Raw genomic sequence first — 23,038 nt, 5'->3', positions numbered from 1 at the left:
ATCTCTTCACAGCCTATGTATCGCGTCTCGCCTCGAAGAGGGGTTTTATCACATGCTCTATTCGCTTATTTTATGCCTGGTCTATTGATAAATTTGCCAAAATGGTTCTAGGGGTTTCCCTACGCCTTCAAAGAGCATGCACATGACAAACCAGCCCCAGAATTTGCGGATCGCACACGTTGAGCTCACCGCAGATATCGTCGCAGCCTACGTCTCAAACAACTCGGTTCCAGTGGGATCGCTGGCCGACCTGCTGGCCAGCGTGCATGCCACCATCAGTGGCATTACCAGCGGGGGATCTAACGCGTCGGAGACCAACAAGATCGTAAAGCCTACGCCGGCTCAGATTAAGAAGTCGATTACGCCAGATGGACTGATCAGCTTTGAGGATGGCAAGTCCTACAAAACACTCCGTCGCCACCTAACGATTCGCGGCTTAACCGCAGAAGGATACCGCTCGAAGTATGCTCTGCCCGCCGACTATCCCATGACGTCAGCCAATTATTCGGCGGCAAGGTCCGCCTTGGCGAAGGAGTTCGGCCTCGGACGGCCGCGCATTAATATGAGCCAATCGAGAGCTGTCGTTCCAGAAGAGGCGATCGTGGACAAGGCCGCGCTGGCTCCGGAGAAGCCCGAAAAAGCTCTTCGGCCTCGGAAGCCTACTGCTACTGCATAAGGTACCGTATACGGCTTCGTGCGCGTTCTTGGCTCTAAGCTTACAACCTATAGCCGTTGCGCGCTGCGAAGCAGACGACGGCGAGATCAGTGGTCGCGAGCCTCTCTTATCGCATAGCGATGCAACGGCAGACTTCGATGTGAGCGGGCATGCGATCGATGGTGTTGTTTTCCTTATTGAGCAGCGGCTTCCAGCGCCGATTGGATTTCGATGGGTTGTTGGAAGCCGCTCCTGATGCTTCAAATTATCGAAAGATCGCGTCACCCGGCCAAGCTGTCCGGAATTGAGTTGATCGCCCTGCGCGAACTTTACTCTTTCCTCCAGCAGTGGCCAATGTGTGTGCAAGTCGAAATTATAAACTGATTGCTTTTGCGGTAAAGCTATGATTGAGGTCAAGCTAATCTGGCTTGTAATTGTACTGATATTTAGAGATTTTTCGAATTTTATAAACTTCGGCCTGATGTATGGGCTATGTTTGTATTGTTGGAAGGCACGTCTATGCGAACAAGGACAGAAGATTCCCTGCATGTTGAATGACATTCCGGAGTGGCCCGCTAAGTTCGGGGCACCGTCGGCTCCTTGCGCCGGCTTGAAAACGGCGACGTTCAGCGCATTTTATGCCCGCGTGCTCGCACCCGATCGCCAGATCTTGCCGAGCCTGGTCGACAGCAGCATGGCGCTGATTGAGGAGACGGTCAGGGAGACCGGCATTGGGCCTTGGATGAAGGCAATGCGCCGCTTCGACGACGCCACGCATCGTCATTGTATGCTGGTGGCCGGAATCACCGCGGCCTTCACGGGGCATCTGGGCCTTCATGTCCTGGACCGGCACCGTGTCATCAAGGCTGCGCTCCTGCACGACGTCGGCAAGATGCACGTGCCGCTTGCAATCCTGAACAAACCCGGCCCGCTCAACGCGGCCGAGAGGGCGGTAATGCAGCTCCATCCCGCACGGGGGCACGCCATGCTATCCGACCACGGATTCTCGCCCGTGACGCTGGCCGTCGTGCGCTCGCATCACGAGTTGCTGGACGGCTCGGGCTACCCGGATGGGCTGGTAGAGGCCGAGATTTCGGACTTGGTGCGGCTGACCACGATCTGCGACATCTACGCAGCGCTCATCGAGCGGCGCGCCTACAAGCCGCCAATGGGATTCGGACAAGCCTATGCGATCCTAACGAAGATGACGGGGAGGCTGGACCCGGTGGTGGTTCGCGCGTTCGAGCCCGTCGCCCGTGCCTTCACTGATCACGCTCTAGCCCGCCTCGGTCCATAATGGCGGTCATGGCGTCTCTGCAAAGCATGTGAGTCAGAAGATGATCATGCCGAGGTAGCTGGCCATCTCCTTATGATAGCAGGTCGCGATCCGGTGATACTGCTCGATCCGGCCGTTCAGCTTAATTGCGCTCCCGGTAGAGGCACCCTCTCCAGTGCGCATTGAGTTCTGTCGTGTCGCTGCGCTTAGGATCAACTGGTTATGCGGATCGTCACGAGCGTGATCCTTGAAGTGATCGCCATGGCGCTCCTCTGCCTAGAGCGAGTTCCGCTCATGTAGCGACGGCTACGTCGTGGTCGTATCCGGCGGCGGCGAGATAGTTTCGGCACTTTTGGGGTGTGAAGCGAGCGAAGGCCTTCCGGATCTCGTTGCGGAGATCTGGGCTGGTGCGTGGAGCGGCGGCGCGCAGGAGGGCGTTCAGCTTGGCGAAGGCCTGCTCGATCGGGTTGAAGTCAGGGCTGTAGGCCGGCAGGTAGCGGATCCCTGCGCCGGCCGCCTCGATGGCCTCGCGGATACCGGCCACCTTGTGGACGTTCAGGTTGTCGAGGATGACGGTGTCGCCCTGTTTCAGCTCGCCCCCCATGCGCCCCATTATACACCGGCGGTGTGCTGGTAGGCGCGCACCACTGTCGCATCCACAAAGCGCAGGTCCCAGTCGAATTTGCCCCCAGCGACAGTCTGCGACTGCAGGCGCCGCAGCACCCGATTGAACCCGCCAGGCATGCCGCCAGCGGTAGAACCAGGCCGACAAAGTCCCAATCGCACCCTTCCTAGTTGAGGATTTCCACCTTCGGCCCGAGCACTCGGCAGGCACCTCCCGAAATGTTAAGCTTCAGCCTTCACCGTCGTAGCGATTCACGGCTCGTTCGCCACCCAGTGGTGTCAAACAGCGTTGAACATTGACCCTGGATCGGCGTCGAACTTTGACCCCCCGGATGGGTATGGCGGGACGCCCCTGATCAGCCCGGCGAAGCGGGTCGGGGTGGCGCAGCCGGGCTGATCAGGGGTCCAGCAGGCGCGACGTGTGTGCCGGCCTCAGGCGCGGTTCTTAAAGCGCCAGCTCTCGTTGCCGGTCTCGACGATCTCGCAATGGTGGGTGAGCCGGTCGAGCAGCGCCGTGGTCATCTTGGCATCGCCGGCGAACACGCTCGGCCACTCCCCGAAGGCGAGATTGGTGGTGACTACGATCGAGGTGGTCTCGTAGAGCTTGCTGATCAGGTGGAACAGGAGTTGGCCGCCCGACTGCGCGAACGGCAGGTACCCGAGCTCGTCGAGCAGCACGAGGTCGAGCCGGGCGAGATGGTCGGCGATGCGGCCCTGGCGGCCGGCACGTGCCTCGGCTTCGAGCCGGTTGACGAGATCGACGACGTTGTAGAACCGGCCCCGCGCCCCGTCTCGGATGCAGGCCCGCGCGATGGCGATGGCGAGGTGGGTCTTGCCGGTGCCGGTGCCGCCCACGAGCACGACGTTGCGCTGATGCGCCAGGAACTCGCCGCCGGCGAGATCACGCACCAGCCCCTCGTTGATCGGAGTGCCGTCGAAGGCGAACTCGGCGATGTCCTTGGCCAGGGGCAGCTTGGCGATCGTCATCTGGTAGCGGATCGAGCGTGCCTGCTTCTCGGAGATCTCGGCCTGAAGCAGGTCGCCGACGATCTGCTGCGGCTCGTGGGTGCGCTTGACCGCGATCTTGATGATCTCGTCGTAGGCGGCCTTCATCCCGAAGAGCTTCAGCTCGCCCATGGTGGCGAGGATGTGCTGGCGTTCCATCATAGGGCTCTCCTCAGGCTGTCGTAGCGGGCGCAATCGGCGACCGGCTCGTGGCGCAGCCGCAGGCTCTCGGGCGTCAGGATGGTGACGGGCGTGGTCGGCTCGCGCTGCCGGGCGAGGATGTTGAGGACGACGTCGGCCGAGTGCACGCCCTCGCGCAGGGCCTCGGCACAGGCCGCCTCGACGGCCGGCAACCCGTCGGCGAGCACGGCGGTGAGGATCTCAACCATCTGCCGGTCACCCCCGGCACTGCCGGCGAGCTTGCGTCGGACCCGGTTGAGGGCGGCAGGCAGCACCCAGTCCTTGAACGGTGCGCCGTTCCGGAGCGCGCCGGGCTTGCGGGCGAGCACGGGGACATAGTGCCAGGGATCGAACACGGTCTGATCCCGCCCGAAGGCGCGCTCGTGCTCGGCGACGACGCGCCCGTCTTGCCGGATCTCGACGCGCTCGGCGTAGGCCCGTACCTCGACCGGCCGACCGATGGCCGAGGCGGCGACCGAGTAGCGGTTGTTGTCGAAGCGCACGAGGCAGGTCGTGGACACCGAAGCGGTGACGGCGTGGAAGCCGTCGAAGCGGCCAGCATAGGGAACGAGGGCTGTCCGCTCGGCCTCGAACCGCTCCCAGACGGTGCGCTCGCGCTCCTCGGGATGGGGATGGGCCTTGGCGTAGGCGATCACCCCATCGAGCAGGAGCGCGTTCAGCTCCTCGTAGCTCTTCACCCGGACACGCGGGGTGAAGAAGCGCTCGCGCACCAGCCCGACCTGGTTCTCGACCTGCCCCTTCTCCCAGCCCGAAGCCGGCGTACAGGCGACCGGATCGACGAGGTAGTGCGAGCACATCTGCAGGAAGCGGCGATTGTAGGCGCGCTCGCGCCCGACGAAGATCGTCTCCACCGCGGTCTTCATGTTGTCGTAGATGCCGCGCTGGCAGGTGCCTTGGAAGAACGCGAACGCCCGGTCATGGGCGTCGAACACCATCTCCTGGCTCTCGCGCGGATAGGCTCGCACGAACAGCATGCGCGAGTGGCACAGCCGGACGTGGGCGACCTTGACCGTGACGGTCGTGCCGCCGATCAGCACGATCTCGTGGCTCCAGTCGAACTGGTAGGCCTCGCCCGGGGCGAACGACAGCGGTACGAACGCCTGGGCCGTGACCGAGGCGCGCTCGCGCTTCCAGGTTTTGGCATAGCGCCGAACGGCATCGTAGCCGCCCTCGTAGCCGAGCCCGCGCAGCGCCTCGTAGATCCGGATCAGCGTCAGCCGCTCGCGGGCGGACCTGCCGGCGTTGGTGGTCAGCATCCGATCGAGATCGTCGCGCCACGGCCCGAGCTTGGGCAGCGGCTGCACTTCGCGCTCGTAGGCGAAGGCGGTGGCCCCCGATCGGATGACCTTCCGGACCGTGTTGCGGGAGACGTGCAGATCGCGGACGATGTCCTTGATCGCGCGGCCGCGGGTGAAGAACTCGCGCCGGATGCGCGCAATCGTGTCCACGCCCTTCATCCCCCTACACCACCCTTCCGGCCGTACCGGAGAGCAGTCTGCGAGAACGAGGTTAGGGGGTCAGAATTGGACGCCGATCCCCCGCCTCACGGGGTCAAAGTTGCACGCCGAAACACAAAAAGTCCGGCCGGATCACTCCGCGCCGGGCTCAGGAGTTGGGTCAAGCTCCGAATATGAACAGGTCACTCGGACCTGCATGAAGGTCGGCGATGGTAACGTCGTGCAGGATGATCTTGTTGGTTCCATCGACGCCAGCGAACGTGACGATGGTGTCCTGCCCGTCGTGGAACTCCGCGAGCTTGATGTCGCCAGCGTCGACCCCTGCAATGTGAATGTTGATGTGATCGGTCTCGGTGCTGAAGCCGTAGACGTTGTCACGTCCGAAGCTGTCCTGGAAGTGGAATGTGTCCTCGCCGGAGCCTGCGAACAGCTTGTCGCCGCCCTTTCCTCCGGCGATCGTGTCGCCACCCTCACCTGCGTGGATCCGATCCGCTTCCTGGGAACCGATGACGTGAGCGCTGTGTGTGTCAGTGCTCTGCGATATGACGTTCTGCCCCTTGGTCAGTTCGCTCATGTCGAGGGAACCGCCACCTCGGGCGTAGATCCTCTCGATGCCGGTGATGCTGCCCGCTTCGAGCTTTACGCTACCGCCTGACACGAACAAGAGAGTGTCGATTCCAGTGCCGCCATTGAGCGCCGCACCATCATCAAGAGCTGCAAAATCCGCATTCCCGGTGATGACCAGCCGATCATTGCCAGCCATTCCATGGAGTCTATCGGCACCGCCATGACCCGCCAGCGTGTTCGCATTCCTATCGCCAGTGAGGTTATCGACAAACGAACTACCAATGAGTTGAGTGATATTTGTCAGTATGTCGCCTGAGGCATCGCCACCGATGGCTGTATGAGCGGTTAGATCGACGGTTACTCCTGCGCCGGAATGCACGTAGCTCGCGGTATTTATGCCAGCGCCACCAATGAGTTGATCAGCACCTGCGCGACCTTCAAATACGTCGTTTCCATCGCCGCCGTCTAAGACGTCAGCACCAGATCCACTGCGAAGGACGTCGCCAAAATTGCCACCATTTAGATCTGTTCGTCCGGTTCGATCACTGTAATCAAATAAATATCCGCCGGACGTCTTTAAAAAAGCCTCGGTGCCAAAATCGCTTGCTGATGAAGTAATTAGCCTTGGGTAGACGTCGGATCCATAGATATAAAGTAAACCGCCAAGCCCGAAGCCGCGCATACCGCTAAAATGTACCGAAACATTAATAGATGGGTCGCCATTATAAATGCCGGATTCGTCGAGATGCAGTCTATTTTCCGATGTATAGTCAGAATTCTTGCTAACATAAATTGAAGACATTCAGTTAATTCCTTGCCGCGACATATTACAGGTTAAGAAGGTTTGCTTACATTACGAGACCATTATCCGGTGCCGTAGACGTGTCAACCGGAATAGCATCGCATCAAGCTTGGAATGGATCACGGTTTCGCTACTTTTTTGTCAGCCACCAGGACTAATCAACGAGGTTCGAGATATAAAGCTGAGCTTATGTGGTGAAGCTCAGTCGCCCTTTGCCGGATAAGCATGTGTCCCGCTCGAACCTCCACCAACTGTGTAGGGCGGTGACAAAACCATCCACCGAAGCGTCGGCGGCGTGCTGATCGACCGCATGGGGGAGGCCTCGCAGAGCATGCTCAGGATTTGGACGCGCTTTGCGAGAGGCAGCTTGTTCATGCCTCTCTTGTCTGAACTATTATGCTTGACGGCAAGCATCATTCGTCATCGTCGGTTTGTGACAGCTTACGACTGAACGATAGTTGCCGCGCCTTCGGAAAGCTGCCTGGAAACGCCCTTTCATATTTTTGCTGGAACTCTTCCTTATCGTCACAAACTTTCATTATATTGGTGGCTACTGCTAATTGTTTTTCAAGATGTGGATTGCCAATATCCGCAGTTAGATGCTTCCACAGTCTTATCCTGCGCTGCCAGTTGCTGTCGGTCGGTGCCTTGGACTTGAGTTCGTCAGATACGCCAGGAGGCAACTGATCATAAATAATCTTATTTGTAATTTTTCCCGCATAGCGCGGCCCTTTTGGAGAACCTGTTGTGTAGCCGTTTGGCGGCCACTGCCAGTTCCACAATCGGAACATTTCTTTATAGTATTCATCGGGAAAGGCCGCAGCCCATGGCAAAAGTTCAGCCGACACATAAGCGGATAAGAGTTTTTGAAGCTCATCTCTTTCCCTGATATACTGCCATCCGGTCGCCTCATCGACTAAAGCATCGATTGCTACATTTGTTAATCCACGCAAAAGGACTGTGCATTGATCTGCGACATGCTTCTGAGATGGAACTAACACACCAGCTCGCTCTGCATTGTGGTAAACCCAACAAACCTCGGGTAACAATTGTGCTTTGAATCCAAGAGATCGCCCCTTGTGGCCCCCGCCCCACGCGGCCTCGAAAACCAAGGGAGTGGACGAGGAGACTAACTCATTGGAAATAAAAGGTTCTAAGTTCTTTGCACGCAAAAATGCGGGTAGGTTGGCGAGCACCTCGGTACGAGCACTTTTCGGAGTAGGGAAACGTCCGAGAGCGGTGAGGAACCCCGATTGCGTGAATATGCGGGTATTATGCTCATCGTCTAAGACTGCGCACTGAAGGTGCGCTGTTCCGATTTGAAGAACGCCTGTAACCGCGGCTTTTTGAACAGCCATCCCGTCGGCGGGCTCAAATTTCTGCCACCGTTTCTCGGCGGCCTCCCTCGCGATTCGGCTACGCTCTTCGGGCGTGAGTTTCTCAGATCGTGCTGTGCCACCCTTGCTTTGCGGCGTCTGTTGCTTGGCCATAACAAATGACTCCATGCTTGCTGCATGGAGTCAGAATATGCTTGCTGAGATAAATTGCAAGCACGCCTCCAAAAAATCTCCTTTTGTGCTTGCTACGCCATGGCCCATCGATCTCGGTAAGAACAACTGCAGCGTCGCGGGTTTCGACGAGGCGGGCCGTGTCGTCCTTCGGCGGAGACTCATGCGAGACGGCGTTGTCCGGCTGGGCGCCAAACTGCCGACTTGCACGATGGCGATGGAGGCGTGCTGCGGCGCTCACTGCCTTGGCCACGTCCTGCGGGAGCAGGGCCACGAGGTCCGGCTCATGTCGCCGGAGTACGTCCAGCCCTACGTCAAAGCGCAGAAGAATGACGAGCGGGATGCGGAAGCGATCGCAGAGGCCGCCACCCGGCCGACAATGCGCTTCGTCGAGTTGAAGAGCGAGGCGCAGCTGGACGCGCAGATCCTTCATCGTGCCCGGACGCGCCTCGTTGGACAGCGGACGGCATTGATCAACCAGCTGCGCGCCGTGCTCCTGGAACGGGGTATTGTAGTCGCAAAGGTCCGTCAGCAGCTTCAGAGGTTCCTAACGGAGATGCTCGATCCCGCAATCGAGCCACCCTCGACCTTAAATCCGCGCACTCGTCTCCTCATCGTAGACATGCGCCTGGAATGGAGCGAGCTGGATCGCCGTATTGCTGAGCTGACTACCGAGTTCGTAGCCAGGGCCCGCGAGGACCAGGCCGCATGGCGCCTCGTCAGCATTCCAGGGGTCGGGGTGCTGAACGCGACCGCATTGGTTGCCGCAATCGGCACGGGCGAGACATTCCGATCCGGTCGTGATCTCGCGGCTTGGCTGGGCTTGGTGCCGCGGCAAGCGACGACCGGCGGCAAACCAAGGCTTCTCGACATCACGAAACGGGGCAAGACTTACCTGCGCACACTCCTGATCCACGGGGCGCGGGCGGCTCTGCCGTCGCTCTCGGCAGGCCAGACCCTTGATCGGCGAGTGGCTGCGTGGCCTCGTCGGCCGTGCTCACAAGAACAAGGTCGTCGCGGCGCTCGCCGGCAAGTTGGCCAGGATCGCCTGGGCGGTACTCCGCTCCGGCGAGAGGGCTACGCGGCCAGGGTCAGCCAGCCTGTGGCGGCCTAAACGAGATCAATCGCCAGGACGGCCCGGCCCAGCGATCGACGATGTCGGCGGGCGGTGGAAGCGAGATGGCCTGACGGTTGAACCGGCACCCTGTGATCCTGGCACAAAATATGACGCTCGACGCCGTGTCTTTTATGAAGACCAGGGTGTGCGGAACTCCATCTTAGCCGGGGCACGCCCCCGAGACCGGATACGTTGGCGCAGACCGGTCAGATCACCTCGCACATGCCGCTTGCAGATGGGGTGGGCCATACGTTTTGTCAGCGATCGCCTTGATCCGTTAGCCAGAAAGGGCGTCACGCCCGCGATTGTGGCGACCCAAGCAGCGCCAATCCTTACTCCCCAGACACCGAGGAGCATGCCACTTGGAAACGGGACTGGAAAATGCCCGACCGAGTGATTGGGCAGGAGAAAGCCAAGGGCGATCAAGAGTGAGAGTTTAGCCCATCACCCGTCAAAACAATCTGGCTAGGTGCTTCCGCGCCTTGGGTTTGCCCCGCCCCTAAGGCAGCCACTGTGCGTACGAGCTGCAGCACGTCGCGGCGCAGTTGATCGCTCTCGATCGCCGCATAGGCGCAAAGCAGATCGACAGCGCCGGCCTTGCGGAGGAAGCCAAAGGCATCACTGTGCTCCTCGGCTTCGCCATCGCCGAACAGGGTAGACATCGGCACTTCGAGGAACTCAGCGATCTCCTGCAGCCGGCCACTGCTGACGCGGTTCGCTCCTTTTTCGTACTTCTGGATCTGCTGAAATGTGACGCCGACGTGCTGGCCTAGCTGAGTCTGCGACAATCCCTTCGCCTTTCGCAGCGTTGCGATACGTAGGCCGACGGTACGATCAATGTCTGTCGTGGATTTTACAGTCACTGTGGCCACCCGCTATATTAGGCAATTATTAAGTATAATGAGAATCTAGATGAGAGCCACTGCGGATTTATCTTTGCAGCATAGGGAATCGGCAGTCGGCTGATACGCTGTAAATCCGCGGTGTTGCAAGATCGCACTATCGCTGCTGCCGCTTTAAGGGCTCTGTATCGTTCAAATTCATCGCACGGGCCAACGACTTCCATGTTCAAGAAGCTTCTCCTCGCTACTGCGGCCACGGCTCTCCTGGCTGGCGCCGCTTCGGCCGCCGACCTTCCGCGTCGCGCGGCTCCCCCGGTCTTCGTGCCGGTGCCGGTGTTCACCTGGACGGGTGCCTACTTCGGTATCAACGCCGGTTACGGCTTCGACGCCGGTAGCAACAGCGACCGCTACGCCCTGCCGGGTGGTTCGGTGCTGAACTCCTTCACCCGCACCCCGGTGGTCGTCTCCACCAACGGCGGCAATGATCTCGAAGGCTTCGTCGGCGGTGGCCAGGTCGGCTACAACTACCAGTTCACCCCGGGTTCGGGCGTGGTCGTCGGTATCGAAGCTGACGCCCAGTACATTCGTCGGCGGTGGCCAGGTCGGCTACAACTACCAGTTCACCCCGGGTTCGGGCGTGGTCGTCGGTATCGAAGCTGACGCCCAGTACACCGACTTCGGTAACAAGAGCCGCACCGTGGCCGGCACCATCAGCCCCGTCGTCGGTGCTCTCAACAGCCCCACCTCGGTCCGTATCCCGGGCAACGAGATGAACTTCTTCGGCACCGTCCGCGGCCGTATCGGTTACGCCTTCGACCGCACCCTCGTGTACGGCACCGGCGGCTTCGCTTACGGCGACGGCGCCACGGGCGGCGAAGACTTCCGCACCGGCTACACCGCCGGCGGTGGTATCGAGTACGCTCTCCCCACCGACTCGTTTTTCAACTTCTTCAAGTCGTCGGCCGTGACCCTGAAGGTCGAAGGTCTGTATGTGAACCTCGAGAACGACAAGAACAACCGTGGCGGTCGCTCGGTGTTCAACGCGGCTGCCGGCCCCAATGGCCTTCTGACCATCAGCCCCTCGGTTGCTGCTCGCGAGTCCGAGTTCGCTGTCGTCCGCGCCGGCCTGAACTACAAGTTCGGATCTTACTAAGGCTTTTCGCCTTATACCATCTGCCTGAGCATCCCCGGCCCGATCCAGCTGGCCGCTCAGCCAACAGACGCCCTAGGAGCTTCTCCTGGGGCGTTTTTCGTATGTGTATCGATCTCATTGGGGGGGGATCTGGCTGGCCAGTAGGGCGGATGCGCGCATCCCGATAGCCTGAGCTGGCTCGCACACACTCTTGCCGAACTTCAGGAGGATCGTGGCTGCGGTGCGGGGCCTGTCCCGCTGCACACCGGAGCGAGCACGCCTATGATCAAAATCCTGACGGCGATTCTGTCGGTCTTCGTAGTCCTGGCGCTGGGCGCCTGCCTCACGGCCCTGACGCTTCCGTTCCGAGCCATCCGTGGTCTGGTTCGTAGCCGAGCCCTGCCTGCCTGAAGCGGGTCTTTCTCCCGCACCTTAACGGTTTGTTGCCGACGTCCGGTTAGGAAGTCTCAATCTTTTGAGGACCTCCCCATGCGCGTGCTGCTGATTGAGGACGACGCTTCGATCGCAGTGAGCATCGAACTGATGCTCAAATCGGAGAGCTTTAACACCTACACGACGGATCTCGGCGAGGAAGGAATCGACCTCGGCAAGCTCTACGACTACGACATCATCCTGCTCGATCTGACCCTCCCGGATATCTCGGGCTACGAGGTGCTGCGCTCGTTGCGCGTTGCGAAGGTCAAAACGCCGATCCTGATCCTCTCTGGCATGGCCAGCATCGAGGACAAGGTGAAGGGCCTCGGCTTCGGAGCCGACGATTACCTCACCAAGCCCTTCCACAAGGACGAACTCGTCGCCCGCATCCACGCGATCGTGCGACGCTCGAAGGGCCATGCCGAGTCGGTCATCACCACCGGTGACCTGAGTGTGAACCTCGATCAGAAGACCGTCGAGATCTCCGGTAGCCGGGTCCCTCTCACCGGCAAAGAGTACCAGATCCTGGAGCTCCTCGCGCTGCGGAAGGGCACGACCCTCACGAAAGAGATGTTCCTCAACCATCTCTACGGTGGCATGGACGAGCCCGAGTTGAAGATCATTGACGTCTTCATCTGCAAGCTGCGCAAGAAGTTGGCCAATGCCTCCTTCGGCAAGAACTACATCGAGACCGTCTGGGGACGCGGTTACGTCCTGCGCGATGGCGTAGCCGAGATGCAGGCCCTGGCCGGTTAAAGGATGTCAGTCTAGCCAGACGCCGAGGTTGCCTCCGTCCTCAATGGCGAATGCAAGCCGAAGGATTGCAGCATCTCAAAAGCCGAAGAGCCCCAACCCTTCCGTGACCTCACGCTTCGTCTGCTCAGTGATCACGCGTCCCTTCGTCAAGCCTGTCCGTAGAATGTCCATAACGAGGTCAGGGTCACGGGCGAGCTCGGAGCGACGCTCGCGGATCGGCGCTACCATCGCCTGGAGGAGGCCGGTCAGCCGACGCTTGAGGACCATGTCGCCGAGACCCGCCCGCCGATAGTGCGCCTTGAGATCGCCGGCAGCTTGGACATCGGTATCGAACGCATCGAGGTAGGTGAACAGGACGTTCCCCTCGACGCGTCCCGGGTCGGATGCCCGTAGGTGATCGGAGTCCGTGTATATGCGCTGCACGGCTGCCTCGTCCGCAGCATCGCTCGCTGAGAGCAGAATAGCGTTGCCCTGCGACTTGCTCATCTTCCCCCGGCCGTCCACGCCGGGTAGGCGTCCGGTCGCCGGGATCAGCGCCGTCGCCTCGGGTAAAAGGTCGCGGCCTGCCTGCCGGTTCAGCCGACGGACCAGTTCGTTCGTCTGCTCGATGAGGGGTGTTTGGTCCTCGCGCAGGGGCACGAGGTTCGCCTTGAACGCGGTAATGTCGGCAGCCTGGGCGACGGGGTAGCAGAGGAAGCCGGCGGGGGTGTCCCGTCCGAAACCGCGCGCCTGGATTTCCTCCCTGATGGTAGGGTTACGTTCCAGGCGAGCGACCGTGACGACGTTCAGATACAGCAGCATTAATTCAGCGAGAGCGGGCAGGGCAGACTGGACGCAGATAGTCGAGACTGCCGGGTCGATTCTGACCGCAGGGTGATCGAGCGCGACCTCAAGGACGTTCCGGCGCACACGCTCGGGATCATGGGCATTGTCGGTCAAGGCCTGGGCGTCGGCTCACTGCGTATGCGTCGCCTGCAACGCGACGTAGTTACACAGTGAGACAACGTAGTGGCCGAAGTGCAGAGGGCCCCTGGTGCGGTCGCCAGTAAGGATGATGGGGCGATGGGCGGTCTCCGAAGGCATGGTGGAGCTCCTAACGTGGGAGCCGCTGCTTCTTCGGGGCAGGACAGACCTAAATCGTCACTGCGCCGCCGAACGCAGCGGCACAGGTCAGGAGGGTATGACAGGCCGCGCTCAGAGAGCGCGCCACCAACACCGGATCACGATGGTAGGTTGGTTTGTCATTACCGCGCTATAGCAGCACGTGCCGTATAGCCAAAGGGATGTCCGCTTCCCGATATTCCCCTCCGGAGCGGAATGTCTGGTTCCGATCCAACATAGTCATACCTGATGCTGCAGGGTCGCCGGAAAGCGGCCATGGGCACTGGCCCCACTCAACCGCAGAATGACCCTTATCGGACGTTCGCGAGGTCCGCTTCTGAGCTGGCGATCTGAACGAGTCGATTGTCGTCGCTCCTCCACCCCCAAGACCTAGTCAATCCCGCAAACCGGATTTTGAGCGTTCAGGCCTTGAGAAAACAATTGCGCTGCTAGCAGGATTGATGCGCGGGCCGGGTGGAGCCGTGTGACGGGCCATGTGAGGGAAGAGGATGTTTTTGAACGATCACGAGACGGCGACGGATCTCCTCTACTACGAGGCCATTGCCAAGACCGTCGTCAAGCTGATCCGCCAGACGCCCGACGTGCCGATAAGCATCGGCGTGCACGGCGACTGGGGCGCGGGCAAGTCCAGTGTTCTGAAAATGACCGAAGCCGCCTTCGCCGGCGACGATCGCATCCTCTGCCTCTGGTTCAACGGGTGGACATTCGAGGGTTTTGAAGACGCAAAGACCATCGTCATCGAAACTATCGTGGACGAACTGCGTCGCGCCCGTCCCAACTCGACGAAGGTGGCTGAAGCGGCAAAGAAGGTCCTGAAACGAGTCGACTGGCTCAAGATCGCCCGCAAGGCTGGCGGGTTCGCGTTCACCGCGGCGACCGGCATCCCGACCTTCGATCAAATGAAGGAGCTTTACGGGCTCGCGACTTCGGTCATCGCCAAGCCTCAGGACCATATTTCCATTGAAGACCTGAAGGGCGTCGCCGAGAAAGCTCGCGAGTTTGTAAAGGAGGCGCCCGAAGAAAGCGATCACCTACCTGAGCACATTCATGCCTTCCGCAAAGAGTTCAAGGAGCTGCTGGACGCGGCCGACATCGACCAGCTTGTGGTGATCGTCGACGATCTCGACCGCTGTCTCCCGAAGACTGCGATCGCCACCCTCGAAGCGATCAGGCTCTTCCTCTTCGTCGAGCGCACCGCCTTCGTCGTCGGTGCCGACGAACTGATGATTGAGTATGCGGTGCGGGAACACTTTCCCGACCTGCCACGTAGCTCCGGTCCGCTGAGCTACGCGCGCAACTATCTTGAGAAGCTAATTCAGGTACCCTTCCGCATCCCGGCGCTCGGCGTCGCTGAGACGCGCGTCTATGTCGCGCTGCTGCTCGCCGAGAACGCCCTGAGCCGAAGCGATGCCAGGTTCGCGAAGCTGCTAGCCGCGGCACGGGAGGACATGCGCCGCCCCTGGAAGAGCCGAGGCCTCGACCGGAAAACTGTTGAGGCGGCGATGGGTGGGACGGTGCCGGCCGAGGTCGGCCAAGCCCTCACGCTCGCCGCCCATGTGACCAAGATCCTTAGCGAGGGCACGCGGGGCAACCCGCGGCAGATTAAGCGGTTCTTGAACTCATTAATGCTGCGCCACGCCATCGCCGAGGAGCGCGGCTTCGGCGGCGATGTCCAACGCCCGGTGCTTGCCAAGATCATGCTGGCGGAACGCTACTACCCAGACTTCTACGAACAGATCGCCCGGCTCGCCGCAGCCGACCCGGAAGGCAAGGTCGAAGCTTTGGGGCGGTTCGAGAATCACGTCCGGGCGCCCATGCCATCCGGCGATGACGACGATCATCTGCTGCCGGCTGCGAAGGGAGTTAAGAAACCCGCCGCATCCAAGCCCCCCGCCCTTCCCTCTGAGGCCGAGGAGTGGGCGAAGAACGACTGGATCAAGGGATGGGCGGTGATCGACCCTCTTCTGAAGGACATTGATCTGCGCCCGTATGTCTTCGTCACCCGGGACAAGCGTGGCGCACTCGGCGGGCTCGTGGCCGCGAGTCATCTCGAGGGTCTGATCGAGCGGCTGATGGGACCGAGAATGCTGGCCCGGGGCGCCGCCGGCGAGGTCGCCAAGTTGACAGGTCCGGAACCGGAGGAGGTCTTCGATGCGATCCGCGGCCGGATCCTACAGGAGGACAATTTCACCAAGCTCCCGGACGGCGTCCAGGGCCTGATAGTCGTTGTCGAAGCGCATCGTGGGCTCCAGAGGCGACTGCTCGAGTTCCTGCGTGAGCTCCCAGTCGCCAAGCTCGGCGCATGGGCGGTGTCGAGCTGGGGGACGGCCTTCACCGAAGCATCCGCTAAGGACGAATTTGCGCAGATCGCCGCCGGCTGGGCGGAGCAGTCGGAGAACGCCGTCCTCCAAGTCGCGTCGAAAGGCGTGGCGAAGCTTAAGAGGACCTGAGGTAATGGGGACATCGAAGGGCTATGGCGGCGCCGGTTCAGGGCTGGTTCCCTCCTGGGTCGACGACCCATCGCCCGGCGTCGCGCCCGGAACTGCGCCGGAGCCACCTCCGGGTGGCGACGCGCCCCAGCCGGGTCCGGGTCAGGCGCTGCCCCCGCCGTCCCGTATGCCGCCGCGACCCGACACCTCCGGTGCGGGCTCCTTCCAGGGAGCCCGCGGCGCCTTCTCCCGTTTCGCTAAGACCGGCAGCCCCAGCGCACTAGGCAGCGCGCTGTCCAGCTATGTGCGCAGCGGGACCGGCGGCCCCCATCGCGCCGCCCGCCGCATGGGCCCGTCGCGGGCGGCGGGCGCACGCCTGCTCGGCGTGGTCCGCGACATCCGGCGCTTGGGTACGGCCGAGACGCTGCGACAGCTCAACCTGCCGGGGCTTGCCGGTCGCCCTGCCGCCGATGTCTTTCTCGCGATCCTCGAATTCGTCTGTCCGCCCGGCGGCGCGGTTGACGAGGCAATCGCACGCCAGGCCATGCTTGAGACGATCGGTGATCTTGCCGAGGCCGGCGTCGGCGACTTCGATGCGATGACGTCTGATCAGATGCAGGAGTTCTTCATCGACTTCGTCGCCCGATCGATCGAGGGCCGCGTCATTGCCGACCTTGGCGCCCGCGGCGTTACCCTCCCCGCCGATGTCGCCACTGTCGAGGCGGCGCAGCAGCAGCTCCACGACTTCGTCACCGGCTGTATCCAAAGCGAACTCTCCGGTCGCTTAGACGGGGTCGAACGGCTCGGCGACCGAGACGTCGAGCGCGTCGTCAACGAGATATACGAGGCCGCCTTCGAGCTCGTGGCAGCCGCCGGGGAGGCCGCACAATGAACCATCACAGCCTCGTCTGCCGCCTCGGTGCCGCCGATACCGCCACCGTCAAACCCTCGCGATCCGACAGCAAGCTCACCGAGATATCCTTTGTCGACGGCGATCATCGCCTTGGCTATGGCCTAGGCCAAGCGCTCCATCAGCTCCACGAGCTAGGGCTCCGTCCCTCGGAGCGAACAGTTGATCTGGCTCTTCTCGCCGCGGCGCTGACGGCTGCGGACACCCGCATCTCACGATCGAGCGAGTCTCAGAACGCCTGGACACGCGAGATCGACCTCTGCCTCCCGGTCGTAGAGCCGAAACTCTGGGAGAGCCTGGCGCCGCTTATCGTGACGACCCTGAACTTCCTTACTGGGGATCGCTGGGGCGTGAGGTTCCGCGCGCGACCCAAGGGGCTCGCCCCCCTCGCGCCGGCCCCGACCAAACTCCGCACCGCCACCGCAGACTCGGTCTGCCTCTTCTCGGGCGGCCTCGACAGCTTCATCGGGGCAATCGACCTACTCGCGGTCGGCAAGTCTCCGATGCTCGTCAGCCACTATTGGGATGGGATTACCAGCGCTCACCAGACCTACTGCGCCGATGTCATCGCCAAGCGGTTCCCCAAGCAGCACTTCCACCACCTGCGTGCTCGTGTCGGCTTTCCGAACGATCTCGTCGACGGCTCGGCAGGCGAGAACACCCTTCGGGGCAGGTCGTTCCTGTTCTTCGCGCTGGCAGCGATGGCAGCCGATGCGCTCGGCGGCGATATGATCGTCGAAGTTCCCGAGAACGGGCTGATCTCGCTGAACGTCCCACTCGACCCGACCCGGCTTGGCGCACTCAGCACGCGCACCACCCACCCATTCTATATGGCGAGATTTGACGACATCCTGTCGGGTCTGGGCCTGCCGATCCGGCTAGAGAACCGTTACCGATTCGAGACGAAAGGGACGATGGCCAAGGGCTGCGCGGACGCTGCGTTCCTGAGAAAGGAGGCGCGACACACCATGTCGTGCTCCTCTCCGGCGAAAGCGCGTTGGGCCAACGATGAGGACGCCCGTCAGCCCAAGCACTGCGGCCACTGCGTACCCTGCCTCATCCGCCGCGCCGCGATGCTGGAAGGCTTCGGCGCTGACGACACGTCCTATCAGATCCCAGATCTGCGGGCGAAGGTCTTAGACAGCGCCAAGGCCGAAGGCGCCCATGTCCGTGGCTTCCTGTTCGCTCTGTCACGGCTCGCCAAGAAGCCGGCCCGTACAAAGCTCGACATCCACCGTCCAGGTCCCTTGACCGATCACCCGAATGACCTCGCCGCCTACGAGAAGGTCTATATCGAAGGGCTGCAGGAAGTCGGACGGCTGCTGAACGGCGTGCGGGCCCGACCGCTATGACACGCACCCAAGCGGCTTGCCCGCGTCTGGTCGATTTCCATTGTCACCTAGACCTCTATCAGGACCACGCCGCGCTCATCCGCGAATGTGACCGCGAGGCCGTAGCGACGCTCGCGGTGACCACAACGCCGAAGGCGTGGCCTCGCAATCGCGATCTGGCCACAGCCTCGACACATGTCCGGGTCGCGCTCGGCCTGCATCCGCAGCTTGTCGCCGAGAGGGCGGTCGAGTTGCCGCTGTTTGAGCGCTATCTGCATGAGGCACGCTATGTCGGTGAGGTCGGACTCGACGCCGGTCCCCGCTTCTATCGCTCCTTCGAGGCTCAGGAGCGCGTGTTCGAGCGCGTGCTCGCCGCCTGCGCCGAACAGGGCGACAAAATCCTGACGCTCCACAGCGTCCGGGCCGTTGGCAAAGTGCTCGCCCATCTCGACCGCACGCTGCCGCCCGACCGTGGGCGCGTCATCCTGCACTGGTTCACCGGAACCGCAGCGGAAGCGCGTAGGGCCTCTGAGCGCGGCTGCTACTTCTCAATCAACTCTGAAATGCTACGCTCGCCCAAGCACCGTCAGCTCGTCGCTAGCCTTCCTGCCGATCGGCTGCTCACCGAGACTGATGGGCCCTTCGTCGAGGCCGCCGGACGGCCGGTTCGGCCGTCCGCGGTCGCGCAGACCGTCTTGGACCTGGCCGCGCTCCGGAGTGAAACTCCTGAGACGATGAGGCACCGGATCGTGACCAATCTCCGCGCCCTCGTGACCCCAACGGCCTGAAGGAGAGAGACCATCCCCGCGATCCGATCCATCGAACTGAGGTTCGTCGATGAGTTGGTGGAGTTCGTGCGCGGCCGCGGCTACGTGCTGGATTTCTCCGACCCGAGCTTCAGCGATTTTTTCGCCGCCGAGCTCGACGTCGACATCGACGAGCCAATCTACGCCGAATACGGAGGTTCCAAGGGCAAGCGCCTACGTTGCTTCCTCCAGAAGGTCGATGGCGCAACCGCAGCAAGAACGCTCCGGGCTCTGTGGAAGCATCGCGCAGAATTCCTGGCGCGCACCAACCAGCCCGATCCTGTCGTTAACGCCGAGGGTCGGTTCCTGTCCCTTATCGCGCACCTAACTGACCAAGCCGGACCTGATGCAGGCGGCCATGCCCTAGTCCCGGCCACAGATTGGCGGCACCAAGCCGAACTGAAGGGCGCGCTGATCGCAATCGCTTCGCTTCCGCCCCAGGAACGCGGCTACGCTTTCGAGGCCTTCCTGCGGCAAGCCTTCGACGCATCGGGTCTGGCCGCCCGCGAACCTTTCCGCAACCTCGGGGAGCAGATCGACGGTAGCTTCCTCCTCGGCCACGAGACCTACCTGCTAGAAGCGAAATGGACCGCCGCGCAGACCGGCGTCGCCGACCTCCACGGCTTCCACGGTAAGCTCGAGCAGAAGGCGTCCTGGGCGCGCGGCCTCTTCGTGAGCTACAACGGCTTCAGCGAACAGGGGCTGGTCGCGTTCGGTCAGGGCAAGCGCCTGATCTGCATGGACGGCCGCGATCTGTACGATTCGCTCGATCGCCTGATCTCGCTCTCTGCGGTCCTCGAGCGCAAGGTCCGCGGCGCGGCCGAGACGGGCCGCGCCTTCATGGCGGTCCGCGAACTCTTCGCGTCAGCGCCGCCTAGAGTGTCCCGTTGACTCCGGCCTCGTTGCTGCCCGGATGGCGCGCAGTCTTCGCGCTCCCGAACCTTGCGCTCGCCGCTCCGATCAACAACGAGCTGGCGGCACTCGTCCCGGCGAGCGACATGCGCCTACGCCAGCTTACCCATGATCAGCCGACGCTGCGCGCCTTCCTGCGCCGGTTCAGTGACACTTTCGGCGAGCGCGTCGAAGCGGCCGTACTGCTGCTCCGATCCGACGCGCCGCCTGCTCTCAACGAGATCGGCGCGATCGCCAGCTTCCGGGACGCGATCGCCATCTCGGCGATCAGCGCCGCCCGGGCCCAGGAATTACTCCATCCCCGGGGCCACCGCGTGCTTTTCGGCGACAGCTTCGCCTTCTACCCCTGGATGGTCGACAGTCATGACGAGCATCTGATCGGCAGTACGCCGGCACTGTTGGGCGTCCATGACGTGTCCGCGTTCCACGGCCAGTCGGCGCCCGGGCTGTTCCGTACACCGCTGGACGCCCGCGACCTGGATGCGCCTCTCCTCAATGCTCTGCTGAGCCGATGGCGTCGCCGTCATCTCTCCGACGATCCCGAGTGGGCGGACATCGCCCTCATGCGCTCGCTCAACATGGCTCATCACGCGTCGCTCCTACCAGCCGCAGCCGACACGACCTTTTACGATGTCGGGCGACTGATCTCACTCTGGGTCAGCGCCTTCGAGATCCTCGTCCACCCAGGCGGGAGCGGCGTCGCTAATCGTGACCGTGTGTTCGCGCTCCTCGAACGGACACCTTGGCAGCGCGCCACCTCCGCTAAGGCGGCCTACGACACTGGCGGCAAAACCAAAATCCATCGCACACTCGCGTCCTGGCTCTACCAAGCTCTCAACGACCGCCGGAACGACTTCCTCCACGGTAACCCGATCGGTCGCGACGCGCTCGTGCTGCCCATCTCGGGTCGCAACCTTTTCGAGTACGCCGCGCCCCTGTACCGGTTGGCGCTGACAGCCTTCCTGGAGCTGTCACCTGACGAGCCGCTGCGGCCCCCCTCACGTCCGCAGGCGCTCGACGAAGCCATCGTGCGGCGGATGACCTTCCTGGATCCTCAACGGGCCGTCGAGGACGCCCTGCTCACGGCCGTGCGTCCGCCTGAGGAGCCAACGAGCCCGCGACGTCGGCGGGTCACACGCCCCGCGCCGAATGATTAGGGGCCCTGCGCCGTGCTAATCGGCAATCAACGCTGGCCGGCTCGACAGCAGATATTCGAAGCGGTTATCCGGCGACATCTGGATTTGCGGCAGCGCGCCCGCCGCGTTGAAGACCTTTTTCCAAACCTGCGCGGTTGCTGGTAAGTTGCAGCAGAAACTCAGCATTGCACATACAAAAACAGTATGTCGATAATCTAAAATCGCTGGGTTTGCGCAGTAAATTATATCGAAGACTTTCGCGATAGCCAACAGCTTCTTCTCGGGCCCAGATCGCCGCTGTCGCGTAACCCCTTGTTTCGCGTCCGCTAATGTCCGCTTCCTGGCAACCACCTGATGTCCGGTACTGGCGCAGAACGGTCGTCCGTCAAAATTCAAACGAACGTCTGGTTTTGAGTTTTTGCTTCCTAAAAGCAGACTGGCGGAAATCCTGAAGAGTTTCGGGCGCCGCGAGGCGTACGAAAGTCGTGGAAGAACGAACCCGTGGGACGGCGGGCGCAGAGCTATGGGATTTTGGCAGACCGTCTTCCCCAACGAGGGACGGAAGGCGCGTGAACACCGTCGCCTGGTTGCCTGAGCGCTCCCGGATTGCCTGGTCTCCGGCCTTTGGCGGAGCGCGACAGGATCAGGCGACAGCGTTCATGAAGACCATTCCGGCATTCGGCACGCGGAGAGGCGCACCCCGAGGTGCGCCTCCTCGGATGTTTGGTGGTGCTAGACCGTGGCGCCGAGCAGCCGGCGCACCTCGTCGGCGCTCAGAACGTCGGGCAGCGGGTGCGGAAGGTTGAGGCGGACCAGCCTGCGAGCGAGGTCGGGCCGCTCGATCGTATCGACGAAGAAGAACCACAGGGCCGAGACGATGGCATTCATCGTCGGCACCCCGAGGCCGACCTCCTGCTGCGCGATCTGGAAACGGCGCAGGTCATCGACGGTCGCCGTGTCGGGCGAGCGCCGCAGGAACGTCGCCAGACGCCCGACGTCGCGGATGTAGTTGCGCTGCGTCTCACGGGAGAACCGGCGCAGGGTCATGTCGTCGGTCAGGCGCCGACGAAGCGAGCCGACGGCAGCGGCGGGAACGGCAAGGATGGTCATGGGATGGCTCCACTCGGATGAAGGGAGCCACGATCGTCCGCCCAGGCCGGGCAATGCTCAATCAGCGCAGGGCGCTCGTCTCAATCCGAAAACCTCGAAGCTGCCACCCATCCCGCGCAAGCGGGTTCGTTCATCCACCCCATCCGGTCATAATGGGGATCTGCACCTATCGACCGATGGCAGCCGTTACGCATCATTGATGGATAAGCGTAATGTTGCACTTATCGATTTGGTTCAGGGCAAGCGTAGGGTCTGCTGACACACCCGAACGAACTTACCGTGCATGAGCGAGCGAAACGCAACGGTTTTCGCAACCGTATCGAACCGGACCTGGGTCGTGTCCGCTTGGTTGCCTGTTTCATCCTCGGGCATGGGCGAAACCGAGCAAGCTTTGCCACGGGTCGTTCGTACAACCTTTCCATCCTGCAGAAGATCGACACGCGCCGGGCAGATCGCAGGCTCGGCGACAGCATTGCGACCGTTGGCTCCCATCGAGCAGATCTCGCCAGCAAAGGCGATGCTGACGAGATAGGTCTGACCACCCGCCTCGAACCGGGCAGCATGGATCTAATGGAACGGCTTGCCGGCGATCTCCCGCTGCCACAGGGATACGACAAGCGGCGTGAACTCCGATGGATGGCGCGGATCCGAATAGACCAACTTCTGCCAGGGCTCGGCGGCTTGGGCAGTTGAAGCTGCCGCGGTGAGAGCGAGGACGAGCGAGAGGACACCACCGACTGAGCGGATCATGATGCATTCCACGGTTTGTGAGGAGATGAGTACGGTCGCCGGACTGTCCGACGGTTTCAGCTGTGTAGGGCGGTGACAAAACCATCCACTGGAGCGTCGGCGGGGTGCTGATGCGGGCGGAGTAAAATCCGGCCAGTGGAGAAGCTTCTCTTTCG

Annotated in this window: 19 protein-coding genes and 5 pseudogenes; 12 read left to right on the top strand and 12 right to left on the bottom strand. The window is 61.9% G+C overall.

Translation table 11 applies throughout. The features are described from left to right. Positions 1–142: 142 nt before the first annotated feature. Positions 143–676 carry a MucR family transcriptional regulator gene (locus ASF08_RS24070; protein ID WP_156629571.1) on the top strand — a complete coding sequence of 178 codons (534 nt, stop codon included), beginning with the start codon at positions 143–145 and terminating at the stop codon, positions 674–676. A 526-nt stretch (positions 677–1,202) separates the two neighbouring features. Then, positions 1,203–1,952, top strand: coding sequence for an HD-GYP domain-containing protein (locus ASF08_RS12115; protein WP_056145529.1), 750 nt, complete (start codon positions 1,203–1,205; stop codon positions 1,950–1,952). Positions 1,953–1,985: 33 nt separating this feature from the next. Here ASF08_RS12115 and ASF08_RS26030 read toward each other — a convergent pair whose 3' ends face one another. From ASF08_RS26030 to ASF08_RS24060, 7 genes and pseudogenes are all read right to left on the bottom strand, one after another. After that, the gene (locus ASF08_RS26030) at positions 1,986–2,114 is read right to left on the bottom strand and encodes a hypothetical protein (RefSeq protein WP_274534494.1); all 129 of its coding nucleotides are present in this window, start codon (positions 2,112–2,114) and stop codon (positions 1,986–1,988) included. A gap of 109 nt (positions 2,115–2,223) precedes the next feature. Continuing rightward, positions 2,224–2,523, bottom strand: a pseudogene (locus tag ASF08_RS12110) (transposase); the annotation flags it as partial. Positions 2,524–2,549: 26 nt separating this feature from the next. Beyond that, positions 2,550–2,724: pseudogene (locus ASF08_RS25785) on the bottom strand (IS5-like element ISMra2 family transposase); the annotation flags it as partial. Positions 2,725–2,987: 263 nt separating this feature from the next. Next, positions 2,988–3,722, bottom strand: a complete 735-nt coding sequence (gene istB / locus ASF08_RS12105) for an IS21-like element helper ATPase IstB (protein WP_274534493.1) — start codon at positions 3,720–3,722, stop codon at positions 2,988–2,990. Then, positions 3,719–5,218 carry an IS21 family transposase gene (gene istA / locus ASF08_RS12100; RefSeq protein WP_056145520.1) on the bottom strand — a complete coding sequence of 500 codons (1,500 nt, stop codon included), beginning with the start codon at positions 5,216–5,218 and terminating at the stop codon, positions 3,719–3,721. The genes istB and istA overlap by 4 nt, the downstream gene beginning before the upstream one ends. A gap of 160 nt (positions 5,219–5,378) precedes the next feature. Continuing rightward, a complete protein-coding gene (locus ASF08_RS24810; protein ID WP_156629570.1) occupies positions 5,379–6,587 on the bottom strand; it encodes a calcium-binding protein in 1,209 nt (402 codons plus the stop codon). A gap of 413 nt (positions 6,588–7,000) precedes the next feature. Next, positions 7,001–8,077, bottom strand: coding sequence for a P63C domain-containing protein (locus ASF08_RS24060; RefSeq protein WP_162238954.1), 1,077 nt, complete (start codon positions 8,075–8,077; stop codon positions 7,001–7,003). Positions 8,078–8,162: 85 nt separating this feature from the next. Between ASF08_RS24060 and ASF08_RS12090 the strand changes: the two are divergent. Then, positions 8,163–9,084, top strand: a pseudogene (locus tag ASF08_RS12090) (IS110 family transposase); the annotation flags it as partial. 550 nt (positions 9,085–9,634) lie between these two features. Here ASF08_RS12090 and ASF08_RS12085 read toward each other — a convergent pair. After that, positions 9,635–10,075 carry a helix-turn-helix domain-containing protein gene (locus tag ASF08_RS12085; RefSeq protein ID WP_056145546.1) on the bottom strand — a complete coding sequence of 147 codons (441 nt, stop codon included), beginning with the start codon at positions 10,073–10,075 and terminating at the stop codon, positions 9,635–9,637. Positions 10,076–10,276: 201 nt separating this feature from the next. Between ASF08_RS12085 and ASF08_RS12080 the strand changes: the two are divergent. The 3 genes and pseudogenes from ASF08_RS12080 (at position 10,277) to ctrA (ending at position 12,377) form a co-directional block, all read left to right on the top strand. Further along, positions 10,277–11,207: pseudogene (locus tag ASF08_RS12080) on the top strand (outer membrane protein). A gap of 261 nt (positions 11,208–11,468) precedes the next feature. Then, entirely contained in the window at positions 11,469–11,597 is a 129-nt protein-coding gene (locus tag ASF08_RS26025) for a hypothetical protein (protein WP_274534492.1), read from the top strand. A 78-nt stretch (positions 11,598–11,675) separates the two neighbouring features. Continuing rightward, entirely contained in the window at positions 11,676–12,377 is a 702-nt protein-coding gene (ctrA, locus tag ASF08_RS12075; protein WP_056145515.1) for a response regulator transcription factor CtrA, read from the top strand. A gap of 75 nt (positions 12,378–12,452) precedes the next feature. Here ctrA and ASF08_RS12070 read toward each other — a convergent pair. Then, a pseudogene (locus ASF08_RS12070) lies at positions 12,453–13,319 on the bottom strand (tryptophan--tRNA ligase); the annotation flags it as partial. A gap of 668 nt (positions 13,320–13,987) precedes the next feature. Here ASF08_RS12070 and qatA point away from each other — a divergent pair. The 6 genes from qatA (at position 13,988) to ASF08_RS12040 (ending at position 21,044) form a co-directional block, all read left to right on the top strand. Next, positions 13,988–15,949 carry a Qat anti-phage system ATPase QatA gene (qatA, locus tag ASF08_RS12065; protein WP_056145513.1) on the top strand — a complete coding sequence of 654 codons (1,962 nt, stop codon included), beginning with the start codon at positions 13,988–13,990 and terminating at the stop codon, positions 15,947–15,949. A gap of 166 nt (positions 15,950–16,115) precedes the next feature. Beyond that, entirely contained in the window at positions 16,116–16,820 is a 705-nt protein-coding gene (gene qatB / locus ASF08_RS12060; protein ID WP_200931852.1) for a Qat anti-phage system associated protein QatB, read from the top strand. Beyond that, complete coding sequence (qatC, locus tag ASF08_RS12055) at positions 16,817–18,190, top strand: Qat anti-phage system QueC-like protein QatC (protein ID WP_056145506.1); 1,374 nt, start codon at positions 16,817–16,819, stop codon at positions 18,188–18,190. The genes qatB and qatC overlap by 4 nt, the downstream gene beginning before the upstream one ends. Beyond that, complete coding sequence (gene qatD, locus ASF08_RS12050; protein WP_056145503.1) at positions 18,187–18,957, top strand: Qat anti-phage system TatD family nuclease QatD; 771 nt, start codon at positions 18,187–18,189, stop codon at positions 18,955–18,957. The genes qatC and qatD overlap by 4 nt, the downstream gene beginning before the upstream one ends. Before the next feature lie 66 nt (positions 18,958–19,023). Beyond that, the gene (locus ASF08_RS12045; RefSeq protein ID WP_082473189.1) at positions 19,024–19,866 is read left to right on the top strand and encodes a restriction endonuclease; all 843 of its coding nucleotides are present in this window, start codon (positions 19,024–19,026) and stop codon (positions 19,864–19,866) included. After that, a complete protein-coding gene (locus ASF08_RS12040) occupies positions 19,863–21,044 on the top strand; it encodes a hypothetical protein (RefSeq protein ID WP_056145502.1) in 1,182 nt (393 codons plus the stop codon). Before ASF08_RS12045 ends, ASF08_RS12040 begins: the two co-directional genes overlap by 4 nt. 15 nt (positions 21,045–21,059) lie before the next feature. Here the strand turns inward: ASF08_RS12040 and ASF08_RS24805 are convergent, their stop codons facing one another. From ASF08_RS24805 to ASF08_RS25555, 3 genes are all read right to left on the bottom strand, one after another. Further along, positions 21,060–21,293: a hypothetical protein gene (locus tag ASF08_RS24805; RefSeq protein ID WP_156629569.1), complete on the bottom strand. Its 234-nt coding sequence runs from the start codon at positions 21,291–21,293 to the stop codon at positions 21,060–21,062. A gap of 462 nt (positions 21,294–21,755) precedes the next feature. Beyond that, positions 21,756–22,133, bottom strand: coding sequence for a phage integrase N-terminal SAM-like domain-containing protein (locus ASF08_RS12035; protein ID WP_082473181.1), 378 nt, complete (start codon positions 22,131–22,133; stop codon positions 21,756–21,758). Positions 22,134–22,700: 567 nt separating this feature from the next. Further along, positions 22,701–23,038 (bottom strand): hypothetical protein (locus ASF08_RS25555; protein ID WP_210166702.1); only part of this gene is annotated, 338 nt, incomplete at its 5' end.

The organism is Methylobacterium sp. Leaf85, assembly GCF_001422125.1.
In the GTDB taxonomy this organism is placed as follows: Bacteria; Pseudomonadota; Alphaproteobacteria; order Rhizobiales; family Beijerinckiaceae; genus Methylobacterium; species Methylobacterium bullatum.
Note: the sequence above shows the minus strand (reverse complement) of the source record. Positions and strands in the feature narration are given on the sequence as shown.